The organism is Nitrosomonas marina (assembly GCF_900110145.1).
In the GTDB taxonomy this organism is placed as follows: Bacteria; Pseudomonadota; Gammaproteobacteria; order Burkholderiales; family Nitrosomonadaceae; genus Nitrosomonas; species Nitrosomonas marina.
In genome coordinates, this window is record NZ_FOCP01000026.1 from 26,457 (window position 1) to 46,430 (window position 19,974).

Genomic DNA, 19,974 nt, shown 5'->3' on the forward strand with positions numbered 1-19,974 from the left:
CAAGCCGACAGCGCTATGGTTTTTTTAGTGATTCCAGAAGATATGAACTTCTTCGTAACCGGTTTCTATGGTGTAAATATCACCGCTTAATTCCATATCCCGACCCATACGCTCATAGTCGATATAGTAAGCCAGGTTTTCAGGAATTTGTGAGGTCTCTTCGGTCAATTCTTCCGCAAAATCGGCCAGTGATTTATAACAGCCGCAATAATTTTCTTCTGCCGCTGTTCTGGCTTCCTCAAGATCGCCGCCGAAATTGTTCAGCAATTCCCCGCCAAAGTCTGGGTATTCCTCAATGAAACAGGCGATTTCATGCGCGGATTGAAGCCCTTCATATTCGCTTAAAGCATAGCCGTCAAAGCCTTCATAATCATGAATGGCGTATTCTTCCGCGAAACCTTCGGGGCTTTCGGCCAGCATTTTATTGACTTGCTCCTGGATATCGTCCAGATCGTCAGTAGCGTTGATCCAAACGCCGTGAAGTTTGCCGTTATTGTAAGCCGCCAAATCTGCAACATAGATTCTGATATCTGCATTCATAGTCTTTCTCCTTAATTCGGTGTTGAGGTTCTAAGCGAAGCGTTTGCTCGCTCATGAACCTCTGCCGACTAGGGCGACTAAGGCGGGCGTGAAAAAGTCCAGAAAAATTGCGGAGGGTCTGCCCCACGCAGTGGATCAGGCGGAAACCGTCATTTTTCTTTACTTTGAGGGGAATAAGAACCCCTTTCATTTGCTTTGAAACGGGCGCACCTTCTGGTGCGGCAAATTTTTTCTTCAATAATTGCAACACTGGCAGGTTTTTACTGCCACGCACTAAAGCAATCAGATTTAACCGCCTTCTATTAAGAAAGGCGCACTGATCTCAACTTTTTATAAATCCAAAAAATTGCACAGACGATAAACGAGAGCTGCAAGCGCCATTGTCGCGCTTCTCCATATATTCCGACCATAGGTGCAGTTTTTCAACATCTGCGCTCCACCGGCCTTATCAAAGGTCGCGATGGGCGCGGCCTCCAATATCAGGAGGTTAAAATGAAACTGATTACAAGATTTGAACTGGCAACAAAAAGCGAAACCGAGCTTTATGCATTATTGAGAGAAGTTTTTAACGAACTTGTCAGAAGCAAGCCCGATAGCCATGAACGCAGAAATGCTCTGGCTTCAATGGAGAATATTCAATCTGAATTGGCTTCAAGGGCACCATAAACTTGAGAACATGGTTAACGACTATAATCAGTCTTCATCGAATTGACGAGCCAATTGAGATGCTTGAAATATTTGGAAAAAAAATGCTTAGGAACATAAATAATGCATGTTAAATTTTCGTGAACATTATGTACGCGTTCTTCGCTTAATGGACTAAAATAAAGTTGGCCACTTGTTAGAGACTAAATAATATGCATCTGTCGCGCATTCGAATTGAAAATTTTAGGAACTTTTCGTTACTAGATGTTCGTTTGTCTGGAAATGTTGTGGTCGTCGGAGAAAATCGGGTAGGAAAGAGTAATCTTCTCTACGCTCTACGTCTAATTCTTGATGCAAGCCTTCCGGATGCCGCCCGACAACTGAGCATTGGTGATTTCTGGGACGGCCTAGAGCCGCCGAGTGTGGATGATAAAATTAGCGTTAGCATAGAGATCACACAATTTGATAATGACCTTGACGTTCTGGCGGTCCTTACAGATTTTCGTTTGAACGATGATCCGAACACTGCAAGGCTTACCTTCGAGTTTCGCCCTAGGCCTGATCTTGAACAAGAACCAGCGACGGACGCGGACTATGAATTTGTTTGTTATGGCGGTGAGGATGAATCACGGCATTTCGGTCATGATGTGCGCCGGAGAATAACGCTTGATGTACTTCCTGCCTTGCGAGACGCGGAAGGGGATTTGCGGTCTTGGAGCAAATCACCCTTGCGCCCGCTTGTTGAAAAGGCCGTAATGTCCATCGGTGCAGATGACCTAACCGCAATCGGCCTCGCTATCGAAGCAGCGGCAAACCAGATTACAGAATTCAAGGATGTGCAGACCCTCGAAGAGAATATTGCAAACCTATTCCTTGAAATGAGCGGAGAAAGTCAGAATGTTAATCCCAAACTCGGTCTCAGCCCTACAGATACATCTCGCCTTCATCGAAACATACAACTGCTTATTGACGACGGACTTCGAAGCATAAGCGATGCAAGCCTCGGTTCTGCCAATCTTGTTTTCCTTACGCTCAAAGCATTGGAGCTACGACAGCTTATAGAGGACAATAATAGGGATCACACCTTTCTGGCGATAGAAGAACCCGAGGCGCATCTTCATCCCCACTTACAGCGCTCTGTTTACAGGCATTTATTCGAGAGTGTTGAGGAAGATGACGATAGACCTCTATCCGTATTCCTGACCACGCACTCACCTCATATTGCCAGTGTCACACCCATTCGCTCGCTTGTGCTACTGAGAAACAAGAAGGAAATCGGCACAACGGGTAAGTCAACGTCCTCTATTCCGCTGGAGGACAATGACGTAGATGACTTGCAACGCTATCTTGACGTCAACCGGGCGGAAATTCTCTTTTCACGTGGCGTCATTCTGGTAGAGGGCGATGCAGAACGCTTTCTTATCCCCGTGTTTGCACAGACAATGGGCCATAATCTTGACAATCTTGGGATCAGCGTTTGCTCCGTTTCGGGAACGAACTTTAAACCCTACGCAAAGTTCTTAGCCGGACTCGGAATACCTTTTTCAATCGTAACCGACTGGGACCCAAAAGAAAATGGTGCACCATTAGGTGTGAATCGCGCACAAAGTCTCATTAGAACAATAGAAGAAATCCGTAACTGCGCGGTCTCAAAGGAACTGGAAGAAAATCTTTCGGATATTGGCGAAAAAGCCCTACGTGGTCTATCGAAGAAATATGGAATATTTTTGAATAATCACACATTGGAAGTTGATTTATTCAAAGACGGATACGAAGACTACATAGCGCAAACCCTTCATGAGCATGGGTTCGGGTCAATCAGAACCGCTAGAATTAATGCGTGGGTCGAAAAACCTGATGAACTCGAGGTAAAGCGGTATTTGTCATTTATTGAGGAAATCGGCAAAGGCCGGTTTGCGCAACGGTTGGCGGCACGGTTGGAGGACATAGAACAGCCAGACTATATCGGCGCGGCGATAGAATTCGTGGCAGATCGTGTCTAAGTCGGCTCTATATCTCAAAGCCGCCGAGGATTTTCGCGATAATCCGGGACAACTTGGTGCTTATGAATCAACTGGCCATTGTGTCGTTCTGGCTGGCCCTGGCAGCGGAAAAACCAAGACGCTGACGGTAAAACTGGCCCGTATGCTTGCCGAGGACGTACATGAACCCAGAGGTGTTGCTTGTATCACATATAACAATGAGTGCGCCCGAGAACTTGAAACGCGACTGGCTGATCTTGGAATTCAGCCAGGATCGCGCGTATTTATTGGTACGGTGCACTCGTTTTCATTGACCCAAATTGTTATTCCCTATGAGAAGCCTGCAGGCCTGAACCTACCAGACAATTTCAAAGTTGCGAGCGTACGCCAACAGAGAGCGGCGATGGAGCTGGCATATGTTCGCACAATCAATGGCCCTGATAACCCACACAGATGGCGGTTGCCGATGGACCGCTACCGAAGGTCAATACTTAATAGAGCAAGCGATGAATGGCAAACACAGGACCCGATGTTGGCCAACCTTGTTGAGGCATACGAGGCTGAACTGCGAAGAAATGGCTTGATCGACTTCGACGATATGCCACTTTTGGCATTACGGGCATTGATCAACCACAAGTGGGTTCGTAAAGCAGTATTGGCGAAATACCCGGTACTTGCAGTGGATGAATATCAAGACCTCGGACATGCTTTACACCATATGGTACTTGGACTATGTTTTAGGACAGGAATCCGATTGTTTGCTGTCGGCGACGCCGACCAATCGATTTACGGCTTTACTGGTGCAAATCCGGAATTGTTGCGGCGACTATCGGCGCGGCAGGATGTGCAAACGCTTAGATTGCCATTCAATTATCGTTGTGGATCACAAATTGTGGCAGCTTCCGAGTATGCTCTTGGAGAGGATCGTGGTTATCAGGCTCCGGACGGTGCAGCAGAAGGTACGATCTACTTTCATCCGTTGACACAAGACTACAGGGTTCAGGCAAACCGTTTATTCACAGAAATTCTGCCTGATGTCATGAACCGGATTCCCGATCTGACCCTTGGACAAATCGCAGTTTTGTATCAAAGTGCGAATATTGGGAACGATATCGCTGATGCCGCAGAAGCATCTGGCATAGAGTATGTACGCACAGATGGCAATGCATTGTACCCCCGATATAGCAGAGTTATGCGGTGGCTGGAATTCTGCGCGATCTGGTCGTGCGGAGGTTGGCGAAATGGAGAACCACGCTTGTCGAAGATAGTCGCAGATGCAATGCGCGTATTTGCAGACTTGCTTGTGTCGGACGATCAGAAAACGCTTTTTCAAGGATCGTTGGTTCAGTTTCTTTGGAGTCACAGAAATGCTGACGAAAAGCTGCATGATTGGATGCAGCACATGAAGGTAGAATTCTTAAATGACCTTTTAAACGCAAGCATTCAACTTGTTGACGAAGTCGATATTCTCAATACCTTTATCGAAAAACTCACATCCGGTGGCCCCATCGAAGACATGACCTTGGGACAGTTTTCCGGCCATGGCCAAGGTACTGATCAAATTACTTTGAGCACTTTGCACAGCTCCAAAGGCCGTGAGTTCCGCGTTGTTTTCCTATTCGGGATGGACCAGGGGGTTATACCATGGAATAACGTTGGAGCAGCTGCGTTGAGAGAATCTCGGCGACTTTTTTATGTCGGCTTCACACGCGCTGAACAAGAGCTTCATATCATACATTCTAAGCATAAGCCATCGCAGTTCGTGGTGGAAGTAGCTGAAAGAATTGGTGTTACATGAATGAGGGTGAACTGACCACAAGGCACGCGTCAACACCTTGAATGCTCAGAACGCCTTCCTTGAACTTGGCGTGTTCTTGTGTTGAACGCGTGTGATCCCATAGAAAGCTGACAAGACGTGCATCCTTGTATTTTGTGTCGGCGTGATAGAGGGAAGCGTCTTCCGCGACTTCACCGATCAGTTTCGAAAAACTCTTCTTGCTGTCTTTACGATACTTGACTTCTATGATCGTATGCAGACCAGGCAGATAAAGATCGGCACGGGGATTTTTCTGTCCAACCTGCTGCAAATTGACTTCATCGGCAATATCATCAAAGATTGGTGCAAGCAGAAGGTACAACAAATTTTGAACATGATACTCGTTCTCGACCAGCCATTTCACCGGTATAGAATTTCGAGTACGTCCTTTTTCTTCTTCCCATGTCCATCGCTTTAGCCCAACCGGGATGCGCTCAAGAAACGTAACGAGATCCCTTAGCAGCCAGCCATTTGGTGGTACTATAGCTAAGTCATTGCTCGCATAATCGAAACAATAGACCATTAACGCTAATAGTATAGGAGAGGTATTGTTTGCAGCATTCAACCGGAACTCTGCCATAAATCTGGAAATCAAATCCTGACGCGTATGTTGCTCGGATAAAGTGAGTATGTCGCAGTAATGCAAAAACAGCGGAAACGTCGCGGTTTTGAAAACGGCAGATGATGAATCCCGAACATACCGAGCAATGTCCCCCTCTAAGTCACTCAGCCTGCCGCTCTTAATCTGTTGGGATACAAATCCATGTACCCATAACTGAAATTGTTCTCCCATCTCGTCATTAAAGTGGTTCTCGATAAGCCATTTGACCGACATTACGCCTACAAAATCGGATACCCAGGGCATCGGTGTGGAGTCAATACGAGACGCCTGACCAAGCAGTCGGGTTAAGTCAGATTCGGAAACAGTATCATCAACGATTTGCAAACCGGAAACGGCGCACTTCTGGTAAAGGGACAGCGAGGCGAAATCGAAAGAGTGGACGGGGCCATCGGACAGACCCAAGAATTGAACAAAGCAAGACTTAAAAGGATCAGACTTAGCGCCATCAAGTACCTTACCCCCGATATACTCACGAAGCTCGTAAGCATTTTCTTTATCTATAGAAACCATTGCGACTGCCCAATTTTTCCGATCATGATTGAGTCACTCCAACCCGGCAATTGGTTGAGCCAACCCAGATTACGAGCAATGAGATCAGAGTAACTGATCGTCACAGGCATCGGGTTAGGAAAATAGCTACGCCAGGAATGCGAAGAAAAGTTGTACAACTGCGTAGTCAGGTACTTGATGTCCTTGAAAGTCGAATCTCTATGAATGTTAAGGAGTAGTCCTCTTGGATGACCGTCGGAGACCTGCTTGAGCTGGCTTTGGCCAATGAGATAGACCAAGGTTTCGTATTTCGACAAATTCAAAAATTTCCCTCGAGGCGGAGCGAATCGCCCTTTATCTTTACTTGCAGTTGCCGCATCGAACATGTGCAAGCCGTGATTTTCAGATATCTTGAGAAAGGCGTACTCCACATGATAATCGCGGTATTTATCAATGACAGACCGAACCGCTTGGATTTCATCTTTGTTGAATTTTTTAACGGACGCGTGAAACACTAACCGAATCGTATCACCCTTCTGCCAATTCATACGTTTTCTTATTTTTGCTATTGTCTCATCGAGGATGGTTGAAAGCGCATCACAGTAAGCATCCGGCGCAACCGCTTTTGATGTACTGGAAACGATATAGCTACCATCACCCGAGAAAACCGTAGTAATCCCCATAATCCTCTGATTGTTACCGCGTCCGTTGCCGATATTTGCGCTTCCAATACCGACAACGAGTTCATGGGAAATAGTTGGTGACGATTTTAGGAGCCACGGTACGCCGCCCATTTTCGCGTAACAGGCTAGAGCCATATTGTTCAACGAGTATCCAAGCGAGTATTCACTCTGATCCAACAATTCAATCGTAAAATCTTGCACTGGAACCTGATGCAGAAAAAATAGACTCTTTCCCCAATAATAGGGATTATCTATAACATTGAGTTTTTTGAATGACTGCCTTACCTGGACGAGCGCCAAATCCCAACGTTCGCCCTCCTCAACTTTTTGCTTGAGCGATCGATCAATGGCCGCCTTGTATCCATCGACATCATCTGAGTCTGTCGTGAACACTTCCACCCGACTTGTCCCAATACTAAACTTTCCTTCAAGACCAGATCGAAAATACTTGCTATTGGGCATACCCTTGAGGAATCTTCTTATGAATTGCTCAACTATACCCTTGTCATGCTTTGAGCAAATCACACAAACGGATGGATCGTTCCTGTCGAAAGTACGTTTCGTATAAGGACCATACTGTGTAAAGCCTTTCTCCGCCCAATTTGCCTCACCATTGTCGTTGAAGACGAATATAGGCCGTTCGAGATTTCCGCACATCCCTTGGATGTTGTTGGCATCTTTAATTCCGATAAGCGTCCCATCTACAAGCTCGATTCCGTTCGACTGGAAGTACCTCTTCAGCAGATTAATTCTGTTATTCTTGTTCTCTCCACCGTTAAATGTGGAGATAGCTATGCGAATGCGTTCAACAACATCTTCTTTCTGAGAACCGTGCGTGTGTTGAATGTAATCATCAAAGTTTTTAATGCTTGCTTCGAGATACGCTTCGCTACTGGCTATTTTGTGCTCGCTCCCATCCAGACCAAAGACACTTAGTTGATCGCCGTTAACTGCGCTTACGTACCCAAGAAGTTTCTTGTAGCCATCAATCTGCTCGACTACGACATAACGATCAATAAGATTAAACCCCTTCGAAAGGAAGTACCGGCAGGTTTCATTCACTTCCCGGCACGTCGAACAATCAATGACAAGGCAAGGAACACCCTTAATTATTTGTGTATCAAGTTTGTACTTAACGACGACCTGGAATGGATAATCTGCGCCGATGATTGGAACAAGAAGATTATCTTCCTTCTTGCTGCTCAGTAGTTCAATCGGGAAGAATCCAGAAACCTGGCGGCCCATCGAAGACAGATGCCTCTTCACGCCATCCTTTGCAAGGAAACAAAACAGTTCGTAATTTTTAGCGAGGTCGAAAGTCTTTATTTTACCCCTTACGGGATATTCACCATTAGGGGAGAAGATTAGGATATCATCGCCAACTCTCCTAATGGTATATGGTTCGCTCTCGTCAGCCTTCAACGCATCATATCGGTCCTTGTCGTAGGGAATGGCGCAGGCTTGTATCTCTTGCTCTTGGTTGGAAGCTTCCAGAGGAAACGCATTTAATGTGATTGGCAAAACGGACTCTCCCTTCTGTCAAACGTTCTGGCGTGTCGAAGGAACTTCCGAGCCACTTTCACCACTATCCTGATATTCTCGGACGCATTTCCCAGTTTTACCCTGCACAATAGTAAATGACGTTTATTGCAGCATCTATTTTTACATTGATAGCTAAAATCGAGAGTTGAACTAGGATTAATAGGAAAAGCGAATAGTTTGTCACTCATGCCGTACCCTTTCCATCATTGGCTGAAAGTTTTTGTGGTTTGCTGATGCAATTAAGTACGAAAATATTGCTTCCGCTTTTTCCGATATCTCTGATGGTGCAAAATTCTCCGGCAATCCAGTTTTGTCATCCCACAAGAAATCTTTGATCTTCACTTTTATTTCATCACGAGTGCTTTGCTTGGCTGAAAAATCTTGTATCCGCGTCAATTCTTTACTGACAACTTTATACAACCCTTCGGCAACTTTCTTTATTTGGTCTATTTCTTTTTTCGATAAATCAGGTTTCAGTAAAAGATCAAACAATGCCAATGACTCTTCTGACAAACCTTCTTTGACAGCTCTCTGTTCTTCCTCGCTCAGTTCATCAACCAGTTTGAGCAAAGCTTCAAATGTTGCCTCAATGGTCACCCGGTCTTTTTCGTTGTTATATTCACTAACGATCTCTTCGTAGTGCTTTTGAAAATCCGTCCTCGTCGGATTTTGCATGAGCATCTTGAGAAGCTTTTTTTCGATAATCTCTTTGAGGCTTTGAACGGTGGTATTTTTAGCCGGGGAACGTTCAAATTCTTTTCTCAAGCGCTCAAAATCTATCTTGCTGATATCGTAAAGTTTGTTTGGCTCATTATCTACGCTATTAGGCTCAATGCTTTCTTCGATAACTGCATGAAGTTCGCGCATAATGTCGGAAATGTCCGCCTTTTCCACATCCTCTTGCAAGCTCTTGTAGATAATATTGATAGCATCATAGGCGGCGCGGTAATTGTTGATTGCTTTGATGGTTAAGCAGGCTTTGAACTTCTTGAAAACTTCGCGGCAAATTATTTCAAAGCGTTTGCGGGTTTCGTCATTCTGATTAACTACTTCCTTGGCATCTATGATGGATTTATTGCGTTCAAAGCCTGATTTTTCCAGCACATCTTCCAGCTTGAAGTCTTTAGCGCCAAGGAATGTACGCACGGCTTCAATAGCTTCTTCTAGATCGGCCAGCAAATCTGCTTCCGGCTTTACTGGATCAAGTTCTGGCGGTGGCTGATTATCACCACCATCTACGCCAGTATGTCCGGCAAACGTAGCAAGAGCTTTTCGTAGGTTCTTCAATATGCCGCAGTAATCAGCGATCAAGCCGTTGTTTTTGCCTTCTGCCACGCGGTTTGCTCTTGCAATAGCTTGCATGAGCGTATGAGCCTTGAGCGGCTTGTCTAAATACAAAGTGGACATGGTAGGCACGTCAAAGCCAGTGAGCCACATGGCACAAACGATAGCGACCCGGAATGGATGCTCTTCTTTCTTAAACGCACTTTCCATGTCGATGCGCTTGCCGTCTGGCGTTTCAAAACCTTCTTTAATCAGCTTACGGTGGGGCGTAATATCCAAATTCCATTTACGGAATTTATCGACTTCGCCTTGTTCTTCACTGACTACCACAGCCATGATGGTTTCGCGCATCCAGTTCAGTTTGCGCTCCATATCCATAATGGCTTGTTCGTCGGCCAACTTAGTGAGTTTCTTTTCAAGCTCGGTGATTTTATCTTTCCATTTATCCAGAATGATTTCCTGCATCCGAACGCACGTAATTTTATCAATACACACCAGCATCGCCTTGCCGTTTTCACCGCCAACGCTGTAATGTTCAACAAAATCCTCAGCGATTTGCTCTAGGCGGCTTTGGGCGGTAATCAGGTGATAATCGCGTTTTAGCTCACGCTCTAGGCGCTCGGCCACATCCTGATCTTCAATTTCGATCTCTTCCAGCTTTGCAGCGATTTTCTCGTTCAAGTCATTGGTGGCAACACCCAGCTTTTCGCCTCTGGCGTCATAATAAAGAGGCACGGTTGCCTTATCCTCGACCGCACGCTGGAAATCATAAGTGGAAATATACTCCCCAAATACGCGGCGCGTAATCTCATCATCTTTAAACAGCGGTGTGCCGGTAAATCCGATATAGCTGGCATTGGGCAAGGCATTACGCAGGTTCAATGACAAGCGGCCATATTGGGTACGGTGCGCCTCATCAGTAATGACGATGATGTCGTTACGGTCTGAGTAAGGATCGTTAGGATCAACATCCTTATTGAATTTCTGCACCAGCGTAAACACATAGGCTTTATGCTGATTAAGCAATTCTTGCAGATGATCGCCTGATCCGGCACGGCATGGGTCTTGATCGTTATCCACCAAGCCACAACCGGCAAAAGTGTTATAGATTTGCTTATCCAAATCCTCACGGTCAGTACAGATCAGGAAAGTAAAATTTCCGCCGAGTTTGCGGTGAATCTTACGGGCAAAGAAAACGATGGAATAGGATTTACCCGATCCTTGGGTGTGCCAAAACACGCCGAGTTTGCCCTGGCGTGCTTCACGATTTTGCACGGCATCAACGGCGCGGTTGACGCCTAAGAACTGGTGGTTACGGGCAACGATCTTGACCAGTTTTCCCTTGCTCTCATCGAAGAGTGTATAGTTTTCAAACAGGTCTAGGAAGTCGCGCTTGTTGCAGATACCCTTGAGCAAAGTTTCCATATCTACCACGCCAGGATCACCTTCAGCCAAACGCTTCCAGTCATTGAAATGCTCAAACTTGCTGGAGATCGAGCCAATTTTGGCATTCGCACCATTACCCAAAATTACAAAGGCATTGTGGTGGAATAAATGCGGGATCGTGTCTTTGTAATCGGAGAGGTTTTTCTCATAAGCATGACGGATGTCTTTGTGAATGGTCTTGCACTCGATAAACATGAGGGGAAGGCCATTCACAAAACCAACGATGTCGGCACGGCGGCGGTAGATATCACCGCGCACCCAAAGCTCACGCACACACAGAAAATGGTTGTTTTCTGGATTGTCGAAATCAAAGACCTTGAGGCGTTTTTTCTCCAGCTCACCCCTAGCATTGCGGAACTGCACCAGTACGCCATTTTTGATCAGCTCGTACTGCTCAAAGTTGATTTGCAGTGTGTTTTCGGTGACAGGCGCTTCGGTGATCTGGCGCAAGGCATCCTGATAGGCCGCCTCGGGCAGGCCGGGATTGAGCTTGACCAACGCTTCGCCAAGATAACGGGTCAGAACAACGTCCTTGTCAGATTGCCGCCCGAGTGTCCCTTCTGCCCCGAAGGTCTCATTGTTGTAGGCGTAGATACTTTCCCAGTCGAGCTGTTCTTGCAGATAATCCGCCGTGGTGGCCTGAACCAGCGTGTCTTCATTGAGGGGTGGATTCAAACGGCAATCTCCCCGCTCATGAGTTTGGGTAGGAGAAGGTCGCGGGCAGTAGCCAATTGCTGAGTTTGTTTAAGGAGTATATTTATCTGCTCAAATACTCCAACAACAACTTCGTCAAATTGTTCTTGAATTGAGGCAGGTGGAACCGGAACTACATATTTATCAAAGCACGAAGGCTGAACCCTTTGTCTACCCGATGAGCCAATCATACTTTTAATAGCATTTCCACGAAAACTTTCTTCTCGTGCTAATAAGTAAGCAAATTGGTTGCTCACCTTGCTCCCTCTCAGAACAATAAACTCGGTTGAGCCACAAGCAACTTCATTTTCATTCAGGAAATTCACAAAAGCAGTTTTACCATTTTCTAGGCATGGTGTTATGCGTGCAAAAAGAGTATCACCGGCTGCGAACTTAACAGTTGTATGCTTTGTTCTTTTTTCAAACATAGAAACATCCACTGTCATTTGAGATTCAGACAAGCTCGCCATTGGAACGTAAGTAATCTCTTTATCTTTCTCAATAGGAGTTTTAGGATTTATAAACAGTGCTTCAGAAGCAACACAACGCTCCCAGCCTTCCGGTACGCTGTCGATGATTTTGACATGCTCATGGCCAGGGAAGCGGAAGCGCACAAACCATTCTTTGTAAAGCTGCCGCGCCGATTCCTCTAACAACTCAATCCGCCGCTTGTTGTTTTCGATGAGGTCGTCGTAGGCTTTTAAAGTTGAAGATATAGATTTTTGGGTAAGGACATCAATATCTGGCAGTTCGATTCTTTCAACATCTTTGGGACTAATGTTTGCTTGGTTCGCAGCTCCCCCAGCATTAAGCGCCAAATCATGCATTACTCTCTCTTGTCTCAGAAAGTAATAGAGAAAATCCTTATCTAAACGCTCAGTATCATTGACTACTATTCTACCCGCACGCTGGTTTAATAATGCCAATCGTTCATGGCGGTACATTGCAACTCTACCGACTACAGAATTGGGTTGTGATATATGCGATCCAGTTAAACATATCATCACGTCTCCAAATTTGACTTTAAATTTGTCATCAATATTCAAAAAATCGGGAGGCAAATACTGAACTCCGTCAAACACGACGTGCTCATGTTTGATATTCGCAATCTTTAAAACTGGTATTCCTTCATCAACAAAGTCTTTTGATTTGAACGCATAACCAGATATGACCTTTGCGCAATCTCCTAACTGTAAAGCTTGTTCAGTCATGCCCCCAGCTCCTCAAAATTCTTTTGGATTTGGGCGGCAAGGATAGCTGCCTCTTCATTGAGGCCTTTAAGCTCAATATGAATATCACGCAACGTTTCTTCGAAGTCGAAGTCTTCGTCTTCTTCCTCCGGTGCAACGCCGACATAACGCCCTGGGGTAAGGCTCCAATCATTGGCTTTGATCTCTTCAATATCAACGAGCTTCACCAAGCCTTCCACATCGCGCAGCTCGGCCTCAGGAAAGCGTTCTTGCAGCCAGTGAGCTTGCTTGAAGATATGACGCACCTGCTTCAAGTGTTCGACGGCGACTTTGCGCTGTTCGTCGAGGTCTTTGGTTAGCTTATTGAAACCTTTCTCACCGCTTTCCTTAGCCTGCTTTTCAACAAATTTATAGAGCTGGTCTATTTGTTTGATCAGGTCTCGACTGGTCTCTGCGATAGGCTCCAGTTTTTCGGCTGCGCTTAGCAAGCCTGCATTGTCTTTTGCCGCGCTGTTCCAGTTTTTATTTTCCGCTTCAATTGTGCTTTCAAATGCTTTGATGTCACTGCCAAGCAGTTCGAATGCTTTGGTGGTTTCATCATCCACCTTGGATAATTTGCCAATCAAGCTATCCAGCGTAGCCACAAATTCGTCCATTGGCGCTTTGGCCGCTTGCGCATCACCCAAAGTGCGCTGTAGATAGCTTTCGACCAGTTCCAAGAATCTCTCCTGCTGGCCACGATAGAGCCATACGATAGAAGTGAGGTTCGCGAGCTGCTCTGGGGAGAAGTCGTAAATCTTGCGCGTGACTTTGCGGTAGACATTACGTGCATCCAGCATCAGCACCTTGTCTTTCATATGCTCAGCTTTGTTCTTGTTAAAGAACCAAAGCTCACACGGCACTGAACGGGTGTAGAAAAAGTTGGAACGGATGGCGACCATCGCGCCGACGTGCCCAGACTCCACCAGTTTACGGCGCACTTCAGCTTCTTGCCCTCCGGCACTAGAGGCTTGCGAAGACATAACAAAGCCTGCGCGGCCTTTATCATTCAAATAACTGTAGAAGTAAGAAATCCACAGATAGTTGCCGTTGGAAACCGCACCTTTCTTATTGACACCGGGCAGGCCAAAGGGCAATCGCGGGTCGTTTTTAATTTTCTCCGCATCCACGTCATCAACGTTAAACGGTGGGTTTGCCATCACGAAATCGGCCTTACCCAGGAAGTCATGTGGGTCTTCGTAATAGGAAATGGCTTTCTGGATTTTGCCTTCCAGGCCATGCACAGCCAAGTTCATCTTGGCAAGTCGGATGGTGGTTGGGTTTTTCTCTGCGCCATAGAAGGTTGCAACGTCCTGCGGGCTCTTGTGCATTTTCTCGATGAAATGGGCGCTTTGCACGAACATGCCGCCCGAACCACAAGCAGGATCAATCACTGAGCCGTGGTCAGGTTCGATAAAGTTTACGATCATCTGCACCAGGGATACTGGCGTGAAGAATTCACCGCCGTCATGAGCGCTTTGATTGGCAAACTGGGTGAGGAAGTATTCGTAGATACGCCCAAAAATATCGCCCGTCGCCTTTTTAAGGGCTGGGTCGTTAAAGGTGCGTAGAAGATTGCCAAGAACATCATTATCCAGCTCTTGATATTCACTCTTGGGTAAAACGCCTTTTAAGGTTTCGTAGTCTGACTCTATGGCCTCCATCGCATTAATGACAGCCTGCGCACGATCATCGCTGTCTTTTAGATTAACCAGATATTCAAATTGCGCTTCTGGCTTAAGGAAAATGGCGCCTTTACTGGAGAAATCTTCTTTCGTTAAAGGGCGTGTCTGACCACCGCGACTGGGCAGTGATGCTTCGATACTGGGCTTAATAAACAAATACCGACTGTAGGCGTGACGAAGGAAAATAAGCCCCATGACCGGCAAGAAATATTCGTTACTGGCGTAATTACTATTAGCACGTAGATTATCAGCACTGCTCCATAGTCTTTTTTCTATTGCTTCTATATTCTCTAGTTGAGCCATCCGACCTTTACTCCGTCTCTTTCTTCTTTTGTTCTTCGATCCAGCAATCGATGTCTTTGCGCTTAAAGCGCCAACTACCTCCAACTTTGAAACCCGGCAGTTTCCCCTCCGCAGCAAGGCGATAGGCCGTTTTTTCAGCCAACTTCAAATACGCCGCAACTTCTTTGAGGGTCATGATTTCGTCGTTCATCACTATATCCACCGTAACGATACGTGAGAGAATAAGGGAAAATCAGGGAATCAACAACCACAAAAATTTTATTGGTATCAGGCGTTTATAGGGTAGGTTGATAAAAGAACCACAGAATTGGGACAAGATTGAATGATGCATCCTCCAGATTTACCATTGATTAAACCAAGTGATGCAAAATCATGGTCACTTTGTGCGCGGCGAGTTTGGCTGGACAATAAAGGCGAATTTGACCTACAGCCTTTAGAAGACGCGTTTGAGCAACTGGTTATTGAACTTGGTTTGGCGCATGAACAAAGCATTTTGCAACGGCTCTCCAATGCAATGGAGATTCACATTGCTACCTCGCCAGAAGATACTTCTCGTCTCATGGCAAATCGAGTGCCAGTCATTTACCAAGCGCAACTCTTGAATGAGATCGATGGGATTATCGGATTACCGGACTTTCTCATTTTGCACGAAAGTGGCCAGTACCAAGCGGCTGACGCCAAACTCTCTCTGAGCGAGGAAAAGAAAGAAATTCAGGTGCAATTGGGCATTTACCGCCGTTTGCTGGGCAGTGGCTTGCCTGCCATCGTATTCCTCGGCGATGGCGACCAAGCGTTCATCGGTGATGAAGCGAACGTCACCGCAAACCAGTTTGTAACTGAAATGCGCGAGATTCTTTCGTCAGAAGACGAGCCACTGGTGCGATACAGCCACAGCAAGTGTCGTGCTTGCCCATATTACACGCACTGCAAGCCTCCATTCGAAGAAAAGGAAGAATTGTCGCTGCTTTACAGCATACAAGGGCGTGCAGCTAACGGCTTGGAAAGCGCAGGCATCGACACAATTAGCAAGCTGGCCAGTAGCGAACCGAATAGCATTCCCGACGTGCCCTACCTTAAGGGCTATGACAAGAAACATAGGGCAGTGCTACAGGCAAAATCCTATCTCTCGGGCAAGATTTTCCAACTCAATCCTGTCGTTTTGCCGGAAGGCCACTGGATACACTTTGATATCGAGGACAATCCGTTGACTGGAAACGGCGAAAAGCACGTTTACCTATGGGGCTTTCTTGTGCCGGACTTCTCTGGCAATAACGGCCATGAAAGCTTCGAATACGTATGGACGGATCGAGATGAAGAAGATAAACAGGGCTGGCATCAGTTTCTCGACCAGATTGAGGGCTATAAGCAGCAATATCCAGACCTGATTCTAGCGCATTATTCCAGCCATGAACGCAGTACAATCCGCGCTTACGCCAAACGCTACGGGATGGAAGACCATCCCACCGTAGCGTATCTGCTTGGCGATGAAAGTCCTTTGTTCGACCTGCAAAAGCCCGTGCTAGACAACCTTGTATTGCCATTACAGGGATATGGCCTGAAGGACATTTGCAAACATCGTGATCTGGTGAATTTTCAGTGGCAGGATGAAGAATCCGGCTCGCAGTGGTCTGTTGTGCAATTCAACCGCTTTTTGGCTGAGCCTGGCGCGGAGATCAGGACAAGGCTGAAGCACGAAATTCTCGGCTACAACCGCGATGATGTGACCGCTACACGACGGCTTGAAGAATGGCTCCGTGCTAATTTCATGAGTTGATTCTCGACCTCTCCTTGCTGTACCGCATCCAAGGATGTTTCCTTGGTCGTCATCCACTGGCGAAACAGTGGTCGTGATTGAGCGGCGAAACGCTCACGGCATCCAACCGGCGGACGGTTGGTCAAGGTTTCCAAAGGGCATTGAAGGCTCTTTGGTCGATGGGGGTTCAGGGGGAGAGCGAAGTCTCCACTTGACCATGGGGGTTTTGGGGGCAGCTCGGAGGCTCTCCCAAATGGTGATTGAACGGCCACACGTTCTCTGGTGCATGATGGCTCGACGCCTTGAATGCGCCACATCAGCGCTTACCTAAAAATTTTGCAGTGCAATATTTGAAGTTTAGCGCGACCGAGAGGGATGCAACGGGAGAGCGGCAGCGTCTCCCTTGCCAAGATGGCGTTGGACGAAAAAATGGAACATTTTGTAGTACAACGCACATCTTGCAGTCATCCTAAACCCACCGGGAGCGGTTTTTATTGTGCGGTTGCTCACATGCGTATAGCTGAGATATTGCAGTGAGCGTTGATGGATGACGGGTATGCAAAACTATGCCTCGATCATAAGAATTTAGCAATAGAGCGTAGGACGTTCCATTTGCGTAGCCACCTGTGGATTTTTCAGGTGGCATGACCGAAAGCGATAAGCTGTAGGTCATGAGGGCGGGTTTAGCGGCCGATTGATTTTCCGTTGCGACATCGGAGCAGAGTTTGAAAATCATTCGGGGCATTAATGCATTTCAAACCAACGTTCCCACATGGGTCGGATGAATTGATCCGGTGTAGTGTTGAGTGCGCGGGCTATTTTGAACAGGGTTTCGTAGCGAGGTTGTTCGGTTCCGGCTTCAATGCGTTGAATGGATCGCGAACTAAGGTCTACTCTGGCGGCCAAGTCTTCCTGCGTAATGCCCGTGTCATTTCGCTGTTTTGCTATCGCATCCCCCAGAGCTTTACACACGTCTGTATTCATTTAGCCTTGTCGATCTATTTAACTTGATAAATAAGATTTCTAAAGCTTATATTGAGGCAACAACACGACATTCAGTGTCGTGTTATCCCACACATGGAAAGGCTGCGGAAATTTTGTTTCTTGCAGCCTTTCTTATGGGGCGATTATTTTCAGTAAGTGCAACCGCCACGTTGCAAAGCCCGTGTAACGGTGCGTGTGCACACGTTCATTTCCTGAGCCAGTTCTCTAATGGTAGTTCCGGGTTCATGATCCAGCTTTTCCCGAATGGTGACGATTTGCTCCAGCGACAGTGCATGAGGCCGTCCCGCATGTTTGCCGCGTTTTTGTGCGGCCTTTAAGCCTTCCTTGGTGCGGCGGCTGATGGTCTGGCGTTCCCATTCGGCCAGTGCCGCCGCGATAACATACAGCAATTTTCCCTCCGGCGTGGTCGTGTCAAAATCCTGCGTCAGCGATTTAAACTGGATACGGCGTTGATGCAATTTATCCAATTCACCCAACGCATCCAGAACGGAGCGAAATGCCCGATCCAAGGACGATACGACCAGCACATCGCCGGGCTGTAGCTGCGTGATCATATTCTCGTACACCGGGCGGTGTTTTTTTACGGCGGACGTGCCTTCCTCGATAAAAATTTCATCGCACGCTTCTTGCAACGCAAGGACTTGCCGGTCGATCAACTGATTGCCGGTGGACGTGCGAATATAGCCCAGACGTTTCATGCCGTTCCTTTCCCTCGCGTGACAATTTCCGTTTTTGACGAAAAATATTGTCCCGTATTTCTGCCGCGTTCGATTCGACAAAAAGGATCGTTTTTGTCCGATGCCGCCCTTCCCAAAATCCCGTTTTTAAATCCCTTGTGAAACAGTTGATTAGGAACAGCCTGCGTTTCAAAAACCAACTTATGAAAATGGTAACAAAAACGATCCTTTTTGCCCTGTAGCACGCCGTTGAAATTTTTTCAAATCCCGGCTTTGAAAAAAGCAAGACAGACATTTTTACAATCAATCAAAATTAGAGGTACGAACGTGAACAACACAGTGAACGGTGCGGTGTGCGCCGGAATTTTGACTTTAGCGGCTGCATCGGTTGATGCGGCTTTATTGTCCCGGCTGGGCGGTCTGGCCGTTTATGATACCGATCGGGATATTACATGGCTGGCCGATGCCAATGCGGCTGCGGGCACGATTTTTGACGATGGGTTTAGCAATAGCGACGGACGTTTGACGTGGAATAACGCCCTTACATGGGTGGATAGTCTGACAATCGGTGGATTTAACGACTGGCGTTTGCCCTTTACACCCGACCCGGACAGCACCTGCATCGGCAATGCAACCAGCCTTGGTGCGGAAGGATTCAATTGTACAGGCAGCGAATTGGGGCATCTGTTTTATGACGAACTTGGGGGTACGGCGTTCGTTGACATTTTAAACAGTACCGATCCCGACCTTGCCCTGTTTTCCAATATTCAGGCGGCGTATTGGTCTGGCACTGAAATCGCGTCCGATACCAGTCTTGCATGGGGAATGTCTTATAAAGTCGGATTACAAGCCGGAACCAGCAAGGTCAACACATCATTCGCATGGGCCGTGCGCGACGGCGATGTCGGCACCGTGTCTGAGCCGTCCATACTGGCATTACTGGGTATCGGTCTGATCGGTTTTATGACGTATGGCAGAAACTGATCATGAAACGTACAGGACTGTTTATCAAGCATCCGTACGCATTTTTATAACCAATATTTCAACGAGGTATCCCCGTGACCCATACGATGCACAAAAATCTGCTGAGGCTTTTTATGCTGATCAGCGTTCTTTCCTCTCTCATCGTTTCATCACCCGGATCGGCACAAAACAATGCCGATATTGAAAATATTTTCAACTGGGCGGAAAACAACTTTGCGCAATTTTTTCCAAACCACCAAATGACATTAAACGCAGAGCCATGGCACTATCGTTTTTATCCCTCAACCGGTATCTATATCGGTGCGCGGGATGAACAGATATTTGTGCTTGGCGGCCCGTTTGGAAACAACGAACCGAGATTTATAATCACTGTTCCCGACTTATTGGCACAGATCGGACGTGACTCGGGCGTACCGGCATGCCGGAATCCGGTGGACGGATTTACGGCCATACAAAATGATCATGTTGTGAATATCACCTCAAACGGGCAATGTTTCAGCCGAGCTATGATTATTTCTGGTGTATGACAAGGGAAGAGAAAGCGGTGTAACCTGTTGGTATAGATCTCGGCAGATCAACCAATAAAAAGAGGAAAA

Annotated in this window: 16 protein-coding genes; 7 read left to right on the forward strand and 9 right to left on the reverse strand. The window is 46.7% G+C overall.

Features of this window, described 5'->3' with window-relative positions:
- Nucleotides 1–24: 24 nt before the first annotated feature.
- Nucleotides 25–540 (reverse strand): antirestriction protein ArdA, encoded by a 516-nt coding sequence (locus tag BMX44_RS14170; RefSeq protein WP_090634255.1) that lies wholly within the window; start codon nucleotides 538–540, stop codon nucleotides 25–27.
- Nucleotides 541–1,032: 492 nt separating this feature from the next.
- Between BMX44_RS14170 and BMX44_RS16915 the strand changes: the two genes are divergently transcribed.
- From BMX44_RS16915 to BMX44_RS14180, 3 genes are all read left to right on the forward strand, one after another.
- Entirely contained in the window at nucleotides 1,033–1,206 is a 174-nt protein-coding gene (locus BMX44_RS16915; protein WP_177167774.1) for a hypothetical protein, read from the forward strand.
- Between the two features lie 191 nt (nucleotides 1,207–1,397).
- Nucleotides 1,398–3,188: an ATP-dependent nuclease gene (locus BMX44_RS14175; RefSeq protein ID WP_090634256.1), complete on the forward strand. Its 1,791-nt coding sequence runs from the start codon at nucleotides 1,398–1,400 to the stop codon at nucleotides 3,186–3,188.
- Nucleotides 3,181–4,965: an ATP-dependent helicase gene (locus tag BMX44_RS14180; RefSeq protein WP_090634258.1), complete on the forward strand. Its 1,785-nt coding sequence runs from the start codon at nucleotides 3,181–3,183 to the stop codon at nucleotides 4,963–4,965. Before BMX44_RS14175 ends, BMX44_RS14180 begins: the two co-directional genes overlap by 8 nt.
- Here the strand turns inward: BMX44_RS14180 and BMX44_RS14185 are convergent.
- The 6 genes from BMX44_RS14185 to mads1 all read right to left on the reverse strand — a co-directional run bounded on the left by BMX44_RS14185 (nucleotide 4,958) and on the right by mads1 (nucleotide 15,149).
- Complete coding sequence (locus tag BMX44_RS14185) at nucleotides 4,958–6,115, reverse strand: PD-(D/E)XK nuclease domain-containing protein (RefSeq protein ID WP_090634260.1); 1,158 nt, start codon at nucleotides 6,113–6,115, stop codon at nucleotides 4,958–4,960. The two genes, BMX44_RS14180 and BMX44_RS14185, sit on opposite strands and share 8 nt — an antisense overlap.
- Complete coding sequence (locus tag BMX44_RS14190; protein ID WP_090634261.1) at nucleotides 6,103–8,298, reverse strand: argonaute/piwi family protein; 2,196 nt, start codon at nucleotides 8,296–8,298, stop codon at nucleotides 6,103–6,105. Before BMX44_RS14190 ends, BMX44_RS14185 begins: the two co-directional genes overlap by 13 nt.
- Nucleotides 8,299–8,499: 201 nt before the next feature.
- The gene (locus BMX44_RS14195) at nucleotides 8,500–11,724 is read right to left on the reverse strand and encodes a type I restriction endonuclease subunit R (protein WP_090634263.1); all 3,225 of its coding nucleotides are present in this window, start codon (nucleotides 11,722–11,724) and stop codon (nucleotides 8,500–8,502) included.
- A complete protein-coding gene (locus BMX44_RS14200) occupies nucleotides 11,721–12,953 on the reverse strand; it encodes a restriction endonuclease subunit S (protein ID WP_090634264.1) in 1,233 nt (410 codons plus the stop codon). Before BMX44_RS14200 ends, BMX44_RS14195 begins: the two co-directional genes overlap by 4 nt.
- A complete protein-coding gene (locus BMX44_RS14205) occupies nucleotides 12,950–14,959 on the reverse strand; it encodes an N-6 DNA methylase (protein ID WP_090634266.1) in 2,010 nt (669 codons plus the stop codon). Before BMX44_RS14205 ends, BMX44_RS14200 begins: the two co-directional genes overlap by 4 nt.
- 7 nt (nucleotides 14,960–14,966) lie before the next feature.
- The gene (gene mads1, locus BMX44_RS14210; protein ID WP_090634268.1) at nucleotides 14,967–15,149 is read right to left on the reverse strand and encodes a methylation-associated defense system helix-turn-helix domain-containing protein MAD1; all 183 of its coding nucleotides are present in this window, start codon (nucleotides 15,147–15,149) and stop codon (nucleotides 14,967–14,969) included.
- 132 nt (nucleotides 15,150–15,281) lie between these two features.
- Here mads1 and BMX44_RS14215 point away from each other — a divergent pair, with 132 nt between their 5' ends.
- Nucleotides 15,282–16,733: a TM0106 family RecB-like putative nuclease gene (locus BMX44_RS14215; protein WP_090634269.1), complete on the forward strand. Its 1,452-nt coding sequence runs from the start codon at nucleotides 15,282–15,284 to the stop codon at nucleotides 16,731–16,733.
- Nucleotides 16,734–17,456: 723 nt separating this feature from the next.
- On the opposite strand, the gene BMX44_RS14220 is transcribed toward BMX44_RS14215, so the two are convergent.
- Nucleotides 17,457–17,696, reverse strand: coding sequence for a helix-turn-helix domain-containing protein (locus BMX44_RS14220; protein WP_090634271.1), 240 nt, complete (start codon nucleotides 17,694–17,696; stop codon nucleotides 17,457–17,459).
- A 149-nt stretch (nucleotides 17,697–17,845) separates the two neighbouring features.
- A complete protein-coding gene (locus tag BMX44_RS14225; RefSeq protein ID WP_245738950.1) occupies nucleotides 17,846–18,373 on the reverse strand; it encodes a recombinase family protein in 528 nt (175 codons plus the stop codon).
- Between BMX44_RS14225 and BMX44_RS17315 the strand changes: the two genes are divergently transcribed.
- The 3 genes from BMX44_RS17315 to BMX44_RS14240 all read left to right on the forward strand — a co-directional run bounded on the left by BMX44_RS17315 (nucleotide 18,290) and on the right by BMX44_RS14240 (nucleotide 19,905).
- Nucleotides 18,290–18,556: a hypothetical protein gene (locus BMX44_RS17315; RefSeq protein ID WP_245738951.1), complete on the forward strand. Its 267-nt coding sequence runs from the start codon at nucleotides 18,290–18,292 to the stop codon at nucleotides 18,554–18,556. The genes BMX44_RS14225 and BMX44_RS17315 overlap by 84 nt on opposite strands.
- A gap of 165 nt (nucleotides 18,557–18,721) precedes the next feature.
- Nucleotides 18,722–19,378 carry an Lcl domain-containing protein gene (locus tag BMX44_RS14235; protein ID WP_177167775.1) on the forward strand — a complete coding sequence of 219 codons (657 nt, stop codon included), beginning with the start codon at nucleotides 18,722–18,724 and terminating at the stop codon, nucleotides 19,376–19,378.
- An 86-nt stretch (nucleotides 19,379–19,464) separates the two neighbouring features.
- Entirely contained in the window at nucleotides 19,465–19,905 is a 441-nt protein-coding gene (locus BMX44_RS14240; RefSeq protein ID WP_090634277.1) for a hypothetical protein, read from the forward strand.
- The last annotated feature ends 69 nt before the right edge of the window (nucleotides 19,906–19,974 follow it).